The organism is Flavobacterium sp. RHBU_24 (assembly GCF_046613695.1).
In the GTDB taxonomy this organism is placed as follows: domain Bacteria; phylum Bacteroidota; class Bacteroidia; order Flavobacteriales; family Flavobacteriaceae; genus Flavobacterium.
In genome coordinates this window covers 15,682-27,920 of sequence record NZ_JBKJHD010000025.1, presented here as the reverse complement: position 1 = coordinate 27,920, position 12,239 = coordinate 15,682, and the positions used below count along the sequence as shown (strand labels likewise).

Sequence of the window (12,239 nt, the reverse complement as noted above, 5' to 3'; positions counted from 1 at the left end):
GTTATTTTTTAAGGAAGTAGATGAGTTGTTTTACTGCCCTGCCGCGATGGCTAAGGAGCGCTTTTTCGTCAAGCGAAATTTGCGCAAAAGTCACCTCAAGTCCTTCCGGCCTGAAAACGGGGTCGTAGCCAAAGCCCTTATCCCCCGCCTTTTGCATAGTGATGCTGCCGTTTACAATCCCGGTAAATAAATGCTGCGCACCGTTTAGATTGAGCGCTATAACCGTCTTGAAATTGGCGGCCCGGTTACTATTACCCTCCAGTTCTTTTAAAAGTTTATCCATATTGGCGTCTGCATCTTTATCTTCGCCGGCATAGCGTGCGCTGTATACGCCGGGCGCCCCGTTAAGCGCATCTACCTCAAGGCCGGTGTCGTCTGCAAAGCAGTTGTAACCATACCGCTCAGTAACATAGTTGGCTTTCAATATTGCGTTGCCTTCTATGGTATCAGCCGTTTCAGGAATATCTTCAAGGCAGCCTATATCTTCAAGGCTCAGCAGCTCGATATCCGGTGGCAACTGGTGCTTTATTTCGGTAATCTTATTTATATTGTTTGATGCAAATACAAGTTTCATACTGCAAAAATAGATGTTTTACAAGAAACGCTGTATTTTTTCCATGTTCCTTTCACGTGTGGCATCCTGTATCAGGAACAGATCTACCAGCCACCAGATAAAGAATCCGCCGCAGGTAAGCAACTTTGCAACGCCCAGGCCCACATCGCCTATCATAAACCGGTCTATGCCCAGCTTACCTCCAAATATAGAAACCAGCAGTACGTTACCGGGGTCATGTATATCTGCGGTATTTAGCATTATCCACCGTGAGTCGTCAAGTTTCAGCAAACTCTCCCTGAGATAATTTATGTGTTGTGGTAAAAAATATTTGGCATTCGCCATCAGGTACATATCTACTTTATTCGCGTCCATGGTGTTTTAATTTGTGGTCGTTAAATCGTGTTTTTATATAAGACAATTTCAAGGAACATTTGTTACAAAGAAATGTCATTAAATATAGCCGACTTAAATAGTATAGGGGTCGCGGTTTTCTTTGCTGCAAAGTGCGTCGGTAATGACAGCAATGCCAAACCAACGTACATTAATACCTTTACGTACCTGTATTGCTGTAGAAATTACGGCGATAAACTCAAAGATGTTTAAAAGCAGTACAAAAGCCAGGTAGGCCCAGAATAGGGGAGGAAAGCTAAACTGCGTAAAGTCTGAATGCGTCACAATATGATCACTGTGGGGTAATACCCAGGCGCTAAAAGGATGCTGATGTAAAATAATAGAAAGTGTCCATCCCAGGGCAATACTATTAAAAGGCATTACGATTAATTGTGCCAGCAACGCCTGCAATGAGTGCCAGCGTATGGCGTAAGATGATTTTCGCCTTGCCAAAAAGTAAATAAAAGCAGCGATAACATTTATAATGGGCAGGGGTAAGCCGGCTACCGCTGCTGCTAATGACATAAGGTATGCATTGCCTGCGGCTTCATATTCATAAGGCTGCAGGGTATGGTTAGTGTTGTTCATAAGCCTTTATAAATGTTCCATATCCAGTTTGTAAGCATCAGGCACGCGGCAACCACTATAATTAATTTGCTGCCTTTTATATAATTTTCCATTGTAGCGTAGCTAACGCGTAATGTATCTTTTTGTAAAATCAGGTCGTGCAACAACCATAATGGCAGCACCGCCATAAAAGCCGCGGCTAAGTAGCCCAGTGGGTTTATGAATGCGGCCTTGCTAAAATGCCCATATATTATAGCTATTACGGCGCGTGTGGTACCGCAGGAAGGGCAGGGTATACCTGTTATGTTCTTTATCGGGCAAACGGTTATGCCGCTATGGTTATGACTGAACAGGCTGTAGGCCAAATAAACATAACCAACTATTGTTAATGTGCCCAGTAACAGGTATAGCCTGGACCTGCTCATTACACTATAGGTACATTTGTAGTTTCTCCATATTTTTTTGGCGTGTCGCATCCTGTATAAGGAACAAGTCGACCAGCCACCATACGCCGCAACCTCCTAATGTTAATAGCTTGCCTACACCCAGGCCGGTATCGCCTATCATAAAACGGTCTATGCCAAGGCTGCCGGCAAATATTGAAACTATAAGCACTGTTGTAGGGTCTTTAAGGTCAACGCTGTTAATCATGCCCCATTTAGAATCGTCCACGGCCTGCAGCCTCTCGCGTATAAAATTGATATGGGCAGGGCTAAAGTGCTTACCATTTGCCATAAGGAACATGTCTACTTTCTGAGAATCCATTTGTATTTGTTTTTGATTGTTTATGTAGTAAATCTAAAAAAAATATTGTTAGCGCTAACGTTTTCATAATTTTTTTTTAAAACTGCCTTCCTGTTTGTATTATTAGCCTAAATTAATAGGTTGCCCCTGCATAAGAAGTTAAAATTATTATGATAACAGCAATTTAATAATTACTTTTGGTGCGTTTTTAAATTACGAAAAGTAAATTTTGATTTATGGTAAAAGATCTGTTCGAAAGGATTCAAAAAAATAAAGGCCCATTAGGCATGTGGGCTTCACAGGCAGAGGGTTATTATGTTTTTCCTAAGCTTGAAGGCCCCCTTAGCAACCGCATGATGTTTCATGGTAAAGAGGTAATTAACTGGAGTATAAACGATTATCTTGGCCTTGCAAACCATCCGGAAGTACGCCAGGTAGATGCAGAGGCTGCTGCCGAATATGGAGCGGCTTACCCTATGGGTGCCCGGATGATGAGCGGCCATACCAGCTGGCACGAGCAGCTCGAGCAGGAACTCGCAGCTTTTGTTAAAAAGGAGTCGGCTTATCTGTTAAACTTTGGCTACCAGGGTATGGTGAGCACCATAGATGCACTGGTAAGCAAAAATGATGTTATAGTGTATGATGTAGACAGCCACGCCTGTATTATAGATGGTGTGCGCCTTCATATGGGCAAGCGCTTTACCTACAAGCACAACGATATAGAGAGCATTGAGAAAAACCTGGAGCGCGCCACTAACATGGCTGAAACCACGGGCGGCGGTATACTTGTAATTACCGAGGGTGTTTTTGGTATGCGCGGACAGCAGGGTAAGCTAAAAGAAATTGTTGCCCTTAAAGAAAAATATAACTTCCGCCTTTTAGTAGACGATGCGCATGGCTTTGGTACGCTGGGTGCCACCGGCGCCGGCGCCGGCGAGGAGCAGGGTTGCCAGGATGGTATAGATGTATATTTTAGCACATTTGCTAAATCTATGGCCAGCATAGGCGCATTTGTAGCTGCGGATAAAGATGTTATCGACTTTTTAAAATATAACCTGCGCAGCCAGATGTTTGCCAAAGCATTGCCTATGCTACTGGTTAAAGGAGCCCTTAAACGCCTTGACCTGCTGCGTACCACACCGCAACTTAAAGACAAACTGTGGGAAAATGTAAACTACCTACAGGGTGGCCTTAAAGAAAAGGGCTTTAATATAGGCGACACCAATACCTGTGTTACCCCTGTATACCTGGAAGGCAGCATACCCGAAGCCATGGCGCTGGTAAACGACCTTAGGGAAAATTACAGTATTTTCCTTAGTATTGTGGTATATCCCGTTATCCCTAAAGGCATTATACTGCTTAGGATGATACCTACCGCTACACACACTAAAGAAGACATCGACCAGACGCTTACTGCTTATGAAGCCATCCGTGAGAAGCTGGAAAACGGCACGTATAAAAAAATCGCAGAAGCTACCACGGTAGATGTTTCCGCAAAATAAACTTCAGTATATAAGTACAATGGCCGCAATTTGCGGCCATTTTTTTTATCCTTTAATAAATTTAGTGCTGTGCTGTTTGCCTTGTATATCCTGTAGGGTAAGTATATATGTGCCCTTTTGTAGTTGCTGGATAGATATTTTGCTGCCAGTAATGCTGCCGGACCATGCCACTTTACCATCTATAGTATAAATTCTTGCCTTAACCGGCTCAAACGATGCGGTTGTATTTATGGTAAGCACATCTTTTGCGGGGTTAGGGTAAATGGTGAATGCAGAGGTACTATTTAGAGCAGTACTTAAAACATTACTGCCTTCCACAATGTGGAGGCTTTGGTCTACAGCCGGAGATATAATTGTATCTATAACACCAGAGGGCCACTTTATAACCACGCTGTCTATAGCGTCAACAGCACCAAGGCCAAAATAAGTATTTAGCGAACTCATGTACCAAAACCCGTCGCCGCTCTTTACATCGCGTATCTGGGTATCGCCCCAGGCAGCTCCTGCTGCATGCACTTCTACCCGCGCGCCTATACCGTTTCGGTTGCTCTCGGTCCCTTCAAGTTCTATTTTAATCCAGTGGTTGTCGTTAGGGGTATTAAAGTAAATATGGTTATCATTTTGTATATCAAGGAAACCATCGTTATTAAGGTCGCCTATAGGGCCGCTGTCTGCCGGGATAATTTTTGGTGAAAAGGTCATATCGCCATTGTTGTACATAATGCTATGGCCTCCCCCAAAGATGTCTATAAAGCCGTCGTTATTAAAATCGTGGGCTACGTGTACCAGGCTGGGCGTTGTAAATGTATCATATCCGGAGCCAGCGGTAATATTGCTAAAGGTACCGTCGCCATTATTGAGCATAAGCTTGTGCGCGTTTAAAGGATCGTTAGGGTCGGCGCTGCCAAAGGCGCCTGCGCTGTTACCTATCATTACATCCATATCGCCGTCGTTATCATAATCGCCCCAGGCACCGCTCCACGACTGGTGCAGGTCTGATAGGCCTGCTGCCACGGCTACATTGGTAAACGTGCCGTCGCCATTGTTGCGGTGCAGTTCGTCAAGTGCGGCCTGGTCGCCACCGCCACGGCATTTAGCAATAAAAAGGTCGCTATCGCCATCATTATCATAATCAATCCATATAGAACCATAATTGCCGCCGCTGGGCCAGTCGCCCAGGCCACCCTGCTGAAACGTAAAGCCACTGTTGCCATCGTTTATAAAGCATACGTTGGGGGCTAAGTCGTGGCATACAAAGGCATCGAGCTTTCCATCGTTATTTACATCTACAAAATTAGAGCGCTGCGAAAAAATAGATATGGGCGTATTAAGTACGGTAGTATAGGCCGTACCGGTATCGTTGGCAAGTAGTAAGCTTGCACCCCCGCCACTGCCATACAGTAAGTCGTTAAAGCCATTGCTGTCATAATCGCCTGCGGCCATGCTCCAGTCGGTCATGTTATTTATAGTAGGGGACGTTAGTGTAGCTGCCGTAAAGCCGGGAGTGCCGTTGTTTTGGTACAAGACATTTACAAAGCCATTACCCGATGCTACAATATCATCAAGATAGTCGCCATTAAGGTCTACGATACACCATTTGCGGTAACCATCAAGCGTTATAAACTGGTCGGTAAACAAAGGGGGCACATATTCGGCCTCGGTAAGGTTAAAGCTAAAGTTGTCGCTGTTCCAGTTATTGTCAAACGCTATATAGTAGGTAGTACCGCCCACTGCTGTAAACGATGCAATAGAGGTATAGCCGGGCGCGCCGCCGCTATCATCGTCGCCGCCCACGCAAAGCAGGTTGTCGCACGTACCGGAATATATATGAACACGGGTGTCGTGCTCCGTATAACCGGGTATCAGGGTGCTTACTGTAGCAGTAACTGTTACCTCAGGGGTGTAGGTATACCAGGCACCCCTGCTCGTAGGATTATTAGAGCCCTGGGTACACAATGGTGTGGGCACCTGGCTTTCTTCGGCAAGCGTTACATCATATATTCCCGGCGTTACAGCTACGGCAGTGGCACAGGTTTGCTGGGCATTTATGCCTGTAAAGCAAAAGCATAAAAAGGCAATAGTAAGTAAGTGTTTCATATGCGTGTTTTTGTATGTTTTAAGTTACGGGCACGGCGCGTCCATGCTGTTTATCCATAGTTCTATCATCGCTACGGCTTCAGTATGCACTACAGTACGGCCCAGTATGGGCATCCTTTGTGCAGGGTCGGTACTATTTATGCGGTAACGCATTACCGACCTGAGCGCGTTCTTTTTTGTAACAATATAGGTAAGCGAGCTGTTTATATTTTCTTCCGGCGGTACACAGATGCCCAGGTTTGCCGCAACGCCGGTTTCGCTAAATGCAAAACGCATGGGCCTGTAATCGCAATGGGCACCATCGCTGTGGCAATGGGCACAGTTAATGTCAAGGTAGGAGCGCACGCGCAGCTCTAAAGGTAGTGAGGTATCTGTCCAGTCAACCGTGCTTGTTATCTGCTGTGGCAGTGCCTCATTAAGATAACCTTCCTCTACCCAGCGCGATAACTGGTTTTGCACCCCATCGGCATATAAGTAGTTTTTATTTAGGTTTTGGGGTTTTGCGCCTATTGCCGCTATTGTTTCCTGTTTTTTGTGGCAGGTAAAGCATTCGGTTTCAGGTGGCAGGCGGTAATTTGTTGTTTTTTGTTCTGCGCCTTCCATCCAGGTAACCGGGGTATATCCACCTGCCAGGTTAAAATAAGCCTCGGTTTGCTCGTCGTTCCAAATGTAATCTGCAAATATCCAGCCTGTGCTTTTGCGTATCATCAGCCGGGTTTCAATTATACGTGTTGTATTATCCGGCTGTACATTATCGTAATAAAAGTTTTTTATCAAGATTGTACCTGTGGGAAACTCCAGTACCTTGCCGTCGCCATTATAAGTTGCCTTTACGCCCTCCGGCATCCAGATAAACCTTTTTTTATGGGCATAATCAGTAAATAGGCCGCTGTTAAGGTCATACGGGATAACTTTATAAACCGGCTCAAGGTTTTTCATTTCCCCTTCAAAAAAATGGTAGTCGCTAAGTTTAGGGTAAGGCACAACAGTAAGGTCGGCCACTACAGGTGATACCGGTTTATATTCGGATGAATCGTCTGAACCGCAGGACAGCATAGTGCCGGCGAGCATGAGTAAGATAGAAATTTTCAGTATGGTCGCATGTAATTTCATATTTGCAAAATGTTGTCTGTGTGTTGCAAATATATGTGAATATTACCAAGTTAAAACAGAATAAAGAATGTTAAATGTTAAAATTATAAATTTTTACATAAAATAATTTTGGATGAAGATATAAGGTTAATCGCAGGTATCAGGTACGCTGTTTATCCAGTCTTCTATCATTTCCGCAGCATCTTCATCTATAACCGAACGCCCTATGAGCGGCATCATTTCGCTCTGGATGTTAGTCGTCATCCTGAAATGCATCAACGAACCTTCCACATCGCCCCCTTTAACAATATATTGCTGGTCGCCGGTTACAAAATCTACAGGTACCCTGCAGATACCAAAATTTTCCGGGGTGGTTGTTTTGTTAAACGCCAGGTTCATGGGTGTATACCCACAGTAGGTACCATCGGTATGGCAATGTGCACAATTAATATCAAGGTAGGAGCGCACGCGGAGTTCCAGTGGTTTGGTGGTATCGGTCCAGTCTACCGTGCTTGCGATGTTTTGTGGAGCGGTATCAAGGTAACCAAATTCCACCCATTTTGCCAACTGGTTTTTAACCCCATCGGCATAGGTATAATTTTTGTTCAGGTTTTGCGGCTTGAGGCCAATGGCTGTAGGCTGGTCGTTTACTGTATGGCACAGCGCACACTGTACAGTAGCCGGAATTTTATAATACGTTTGGCGTACCTCTCCGTCCTTTAACCACTTTACAAGACGGTGGCCGGTATGTTGCGTGCTTAAAACCGCGGCAGTCCTGTCTTCATTCCAAACGTAGTCAGCAAAAATCCATCCGGATGCCTTTTTTATCATCAGGCGCGTCTCTACAAGGTCGGTTTCCCCACCTTCTTCAATCGCGTCATAGTAAAATGTTTTTATCAGTACGGTACCTACCGGGAAGTTAAGCACCTTGCCGTCTTCGCTATACGTGGCTTTAGCGCCTGCTGGCATCCATACAAAACGCTTCTTTTTAGCATAATCAGTAAAGAGGCTGCTGTTAAGGTCATACGGCAGTACGCCATACACAGGGCTGAGGTTTTTAATTTCTCCCTCAAAGAAGTTATAATCGCTTAGGCTGGCATAAGGAACCGCGGCAAGGTCCATCACTACGGGCGATTCCGGTAGTGGAATGTAGTCGTCGTTGCCGTTACTCCCGCAGGAGGCAAGTATGCTAAAAAGTAAAAATAGTATAAGCCCGTGCAACTGTTTCATGTAGGTTTCGCATTATGTAAGTTGCAAATATATAAATCTTTACTATTTTTCAAGCGCCAGCATAACGCGATAATTTTTAAGCCCGTCTAAGGCTTCCGGGCTTTTATGGTCAAAAGTTTCCTCATGGAGGCTGCGTTCTTTTTTAAGGCTTACACGCTTAAGCGCACTGTAAAAGCGACGTACTTCGGTAAATGTATTAAGTTCCATTGGGGGCACTTTTACGGTATTACCTTCCTTGTCTTTAGCAACCATGGTAAAGTAAGATGAGTTACAGTGCTTTTCTACCCCCGTCATTATATTTTCTGAAGTTACCCGGATGCCCACTATCATGCTGCTGTTGCCCACATAGTTTACCGATGCTTTTAGGGTTACGAGTTCGCCCACCTCTATAGGGTTAAGGAAGTCAACCGTATCTACACTGGCCGTAACGCAATACGTGCCGCTATACCTTGAGGCCGCCGCAAAGGCTATCTGGTCCATAAGCATAAGGATGTAACCGCCGTGTATCTTCCCACTAAAGTTCTGGTGGCTGGGCAGCATCAGTTCTGATATGGTAACTTTTGATGCGCTTGCTTTCCTGTGGCCCGACGCTGATATACTATTTTTCATGAATTAAGCAATTCGTTAGGGTCTTTTTCTAAAAGGGCATCCTCATCCTGCTGTAATGCCCGGTTCAGTATGTTTTCGGGTAATGCCTTTTTTGCCTTGGCACCCATTTTCTTTAATTTTTCTATAGATACGATAATGTTGCCTTTGCCCTGCACGAGTTTGCCCATGGCACCTTCGTAGGCTTTTTTGCCCTCCTCCATTTTTTTTCCCACGTTGATGAGGTCGCCTACAAAACCCTCAAACTTATCGTATAGCGCACCAGCCTGGCGTGCAATTTCCAGTGCGTTTTCCTGCTGTTTCTGGTTCGTCCACATGCTGTCGATAGTGCGCAGCGTAGCCAGCAGCGTGCTGGGCGTAACGATGACAATGTTGCGTTCAAAGGCTTTGTTGTACAGCGTGGTATCTTCAGTTAGGGCTATGGCAAAGGCCGGTTCCATAGGTATGAAAAGCAGCACAAAATCAGGGCTTTCCATACTGTAGAGGTCATGGTAATTTTTAGCACTCAGTTGGTCGATATGGCGGCGGATGCTGTTTACGTGCTCTTTTAGGTGTACCAGGCGCAGCGGATCGTCGTCGGCATTTATATAGCGCTCATACGCTACAAGAGACACCTTGCTGTCTACAATCATTTTTTTGCCGTCGGGCAGGTTTATTACCACGTCGGGCAGTATGCGGCCGCCTTCCTCGTTGGTATGGGTTTGCTGTACATAATATTCGCGGCCTTTTTCCAGCCCCGATTTCTCCAATACACGCTCCAGTATCAGCTCGCCCCAGTTACCCTGCATCTTGGCATCGCCTTTAAGCGCTCGGGTAAGGTTAATCGTTTCGCGGCTCATAGCCTCGTTCATTTCCTTAAGGCCTAAAATTTGCTGGCGCAGTGCCGCATGGTAGTCGATGCTTTCTTTATGGGTATCTTCTACCTTGCGCTCAAAAAGGTGAATCTTCTCCGCAAGCGGGCCTAAAATGGTTTTAAGGTTCTGCTGGTTTTGCTCGGTAAACTTGGTTGATTTTTCCTCCAGTATCTTATTGGCAAGGTTTTCAAACTCCTTTGTAAATTTTTCCCGAAGTTCTTCCGTTTCCTGGCGTTGCTCGCGCATCCGCTCCAGCAGGTTATCAAAGTCGGCCTCTTTTTTAGTTAGCTGTACGCTTAGGGCGTCTTTGCTCTGGCGTATGATGTCGCGCTCCTGTTGTAGTTGTATAAGTTGTTTATCGGTGGTTAGCTTCTCATTGGCTGCCTGCGCCTTCAGCTGTTCTATAAGCGTAAGCTGGCTGATGAGCCGTTCTTCAAATACTTTATTATTGGCGGCTGCCTTAGATGTAAAAATAATTTTCCCTATAAAAACACCTATGGCTAAGGCAATGATAAAGGCGAATAAAAGGGTAAGGGTTTCCGGCATTTGTATGTAAAATTGCTAAAGCGTAAAAGTAGGGAAAAATCGGCATTTAATATACATGTTGTGCTTTGCTTTATTACTTTTACCTATGTATATAAAACCTAATTGCCATGGATGCTGAACTTCGTGTTTTTAAAACCTACGCTTTTATTGAAGAGGCCAAAGCCCTTAAGGCGTTGCTGGAAACTAATGAAATGCCAGCGGAAATTGTTGAAGTTTCATCCGGGCTGGACAGCAATTTCAGTGGTGAATTTCAAAAGGAATATGCGATTAAAATTCAGCATAAAGATTTTGAAAGGGCGCAGGCATACCTCGAACAAATAGCCGAAGCACAGATAGCTAATGTGCCGGACGGCTATTACCTTTTAGATTTTACGGATGAAGAGTTACATGACCTGGTGCAAAAAAAAGACGAATGGAATGAGTTTGACTATCTGCTCGCAAAAAAGTTGCTTAAAGAACGAGGTAAGCATGTTGATTAGGCTTTAGAAAAGAAAATGCGTGCTGAACGGGTTGAGCAGCTGGCACAACCGGAAAAGCCTGGAGCATTTTAGTGCAGGTTTTTTTGCTTCGTACGCTATTTACACGGCTAAGAAAAGATTACCTGACGGGAGCACTGTAAATATGTACAGCGATGCCGATAGGCAAAGGGCATACTCGAGGCTGCTGATACGGGTAATAATATGGGAGCCCTGTTTTTACTAATCGTATGGAGGTTATTACAATAATCGTTATAGTGTTAAATATTCTCCCTTAACAACTTACAAAATACTTTTTGGCTTTTAATTTGCGTTACTGGTTATAATTACACACTTTAACCTGACTGACGTATGAGAGGCATAAAAATCTGCATGTTTATCGCAGCGTTGTGCTGCATGGTGCCGGCATTGGCACAAAAGAGTTTCGCTCCCCTTAAATATTCGCACATGTGCAGTTACTATGGCGAAGAGGTTACGGGCGATATTACCACTTTTAAATCAGGGCCTACAGCCGAAAAAGTAATCAGTAAAATGATGGCGGTTATTGGGCTTAAACCCAACTTTGAACTTAGGGCTGCCAATGTGCCCAATGCCGCTGCCGTAATGCTAAACGGCAAGCGCTTTATACTTTACAACCCTGATTTTATGGATAAGATAAACGCATCTACAGGGACTAACTGGGCCGCAATAAGTATACTGGCGCACGAAATAGGCCACCACCTTAACGGGCATACACTCGATAATGTGGGCTCACGCCCCCAAACAGAGCTTGATGCCGATGAGTTCAGCGGGTTTGTGCTGCACAAAATGGGTGCATCATTGCCAGATGCCCAAGCGGTTATGGCCCTTATATCTTCGCCTAACGGAACTAAAACCCACCCTCCCAAGCGCGACAGGCTTTCGTTTATTGCAAACGGCTGGGGTAATGCGGGAGATGTGGGTAAAACCATTGCCGCACCTGCCGCAACAGTTGCCACGCAGCATGCAGTTGCTGCGGCAACACCGGCTGTTTCACGTACTACTGCCACGCCAAAGCCTGTTGTGAAACCCATAACGGTAAAATCTAATACGGTTGCAACACGCGATGTACCTGCCTCAAACAGGAGCCTGCAGCAAAGTATTGCCGCAAGCGTACGCTCTGATGTATATTTTACTCAGGACCCACACGGGCAGTACTACCTGACAACAAAGGGTAATCTGGTACAGGTAGAAAACAGCAAAGTATACCTTATTGGCAAACTTTATAAATCTGATCGTAGCGGTTACACTATGATGTTTTCTGATGAGGATTCTGATAAAAGGATATACGTAGCAAATGGCGGCACGCTGGTTAACAGCCGCAACCAGAAGATAGGGTATATGAAAAGCCGGTAAACAATATTTTAATATGATTTAAAATCTGCCTGAGTGCGGATTTTTTGTTGGTTAAAAATATTTCGCAAAGCAGGCGCAAAGATTCACTAAGTCTAATTTTAGGACACTTTGAGCGACTTTGTGCCTTCTTTGTGGGACTTTGTGTAATAGCTTCATATAGTCTGTGAGTTCAAAATTTTGCTTAAACCTTTCTTAAATCACAGTT

13 protein-coding genes are annotated in these 12,239 nt (G+C 44.8%); 3 read left to right on the top strand and 10 right to left on the bottom strand.

The annotated features are described in order from the left end of the window. Position 1: 1 nt before the first annotated feature. The 5 genes from ACLI09_RS16965 to ACLI09_RS16945 all read right to left on the bottom strand — a co-directional run bounded on the left by ACLI09_RS16965 (position 2) and on the right by ACLI09_RS16945 (position 2,278). Positions 2-574 (bottom strand): non-canonical purine NTP diphosphatase, encoded by a 573-nt coding sequence (locus tag ACLI09_RS16965; protein ID WP_411420839.1) that lies wholly within the window; start codon positions 572-574, stop codon positions 2-4. An 18-nt stretch (positions 575-592) separates the two neighbouring features. After that, positions 593-928 carry a TM2 domain-containing protein gene (locus tag ACLI09_RS16960; RefSeq protein WP_411420838.1) on the bottom strand — a complete coding sequence of 112 codons (336 nt, stop codon included), beginning with the start codon at positions 926-928 and terminating at the stop codon, positions 593-595. Positions 929-1,021: 93 nt separating this feature from the next. Continuing rightward, complete coding sequence (locus tag ACLI09_RS16955; protein WP_411420837.1) at positions 1,022-1,534, bottom strand: hypothetical protein; 513 nt, start codon at positions 1,532-1,534, stop codon at positions 1,022-1,024. Beyond that, entirely contained in the window at positions 1,531-1,938 is a 408-nt protein-coding gene (locus ACLI09_RS16950; protein ID WP_411420836.1) for a DUF2752 domain-containing protein, read from the bottom strand. Before ACLI09_RS16950 ends, ACLI09_RS16955 begins: the two co-directional genes overlap by 4 nt. Positions 1,939-1,942: 4 nt before the next feature. Next, positions 1,943-2,278, bottom strand: coding sequence for a TM2 domain-containing protein (locus tag ACLI09_RS16945; protein WP_411420835.1), 336 nt, complete (start codon positions 2,276-2,278; stop codon positions 1,943-1,945). Positions 2,279-2,493: 215 nt separating this feature from the next. Here ACLI09_RS16945 and ACLI09_RS16940 point away from each other — a divergent pair, with 215 nt between their 5' ends. Then, complete coding sequence (locus tag ACLI09_RS16940) at positions 2,494-3,759, top strand: aminotransferase class I/II-fold pyridoxal phosphate-dependent enzyme (RefSeq protein WP_411420834.1); 1,266 nt, start codon at positions 2,494-2,496, stop codon at positions 3,757-3,759. 45 nt (positions 3,760-3,804) lie between these two features. On the opposite strand, the gene ACLI09_RS16935 is transcribed toward ACLI09_RS16940, so the two are convergent. The 5 genes from ACLI09_RS16935 to rmuC all read right to left on the bottom strand — a co-directional run bounded on the left by ACLI09_RS16935 (position 3,805) and on the right by rmuC (position 10,184). Then, the gene (locus tag ACLI09_RS16935) at positions 3,805-5,856 is read right to left on the bottom strand and encodes an FG-GAP-like repeat-containing protein (protein WP_411420833.1); all 2,052 of its coding nucleotides are present in this window, start codon (positions 5,854-5,856) and stop codon (positions 3,805-3,807) included. 24 nt (positions 5,857-5,880) lie between these two features. Next, positions 5,881-6,969, bottom strand: coding sequence for a hypothetical protein (locus ACLI09_RS16930; RefSeq protein ID WP_411420832.1), 1,089 nt, complete (start codon positions 6,967-6,969; stop codon positions 5,881-5,883). A 126-nt stretch (positions 6,970-7,095) separates the two neighbouring features. Then, the gene (locus tag ACLI09_RS16925; RefSeq protein WP_411420831.1) at positions 7,096-8,178 is read right to left on the bottom strand and encodes a hypothetical protein; all 1,083 of its coding nucleotides are present in this window, start codon (positions 8,176-8,178) and stop codon (positions 7,096-7,098) included. 42 nt (positions 8,179-8,220) lie between these two features. Beyond that, complete coding sequence (locus ACLI09_RS16920; protein ID WP_411420830.1) at positions 8,221-8,787, bottom strand: acyl-CoA thioesterase; 567 nt, start codon at positions 8,785-8,787, stop codon at positions 8,221-8,223. Next, the gene (rmuC, locus tag ACLI09_RS16915; protein WP_411420829.1) at positions 8,784-10,184 is read right to left on the bottom strand and encodes a DNA recombination protein RmuC; all 1,401 of its coding nucleotides are present in this window, start codon (positions 10,182-10,184) and stop codon (positions 8,784-8,786) included. The genes ACLI09_RS16920 and rmuC overlap by 4 nt, the downstream gene beginning before the upstream one ends. A gap of 107 nt (positions 10,185-10,291) precedes the next feature. Between rmuC and ACLI09_RS16910 the strand changes: the two genes are divergently transcribed. Continuing rightward, entirely contained in the window at positions 10,292-10,663 is a 372-nt protein-coding gene (locus ACLI09_RS16910; RefSeq protein WP_411420828.1) for a hypothetical protein, read from the top strand. A 348-nt stretch (positions 10,664-11,011) separates the two neighbouring features. Then, entirely contained in the window at positions 11,012-12,034 is a 1,023-nt protein-coding gene (locus ACLI09_RS16905; protein WP_411420827.1) for a hypothetical protein, read from the top strand. The last annotated feature ends 205 nt before the right edge of the window (positions 12,035-12,239 follow it).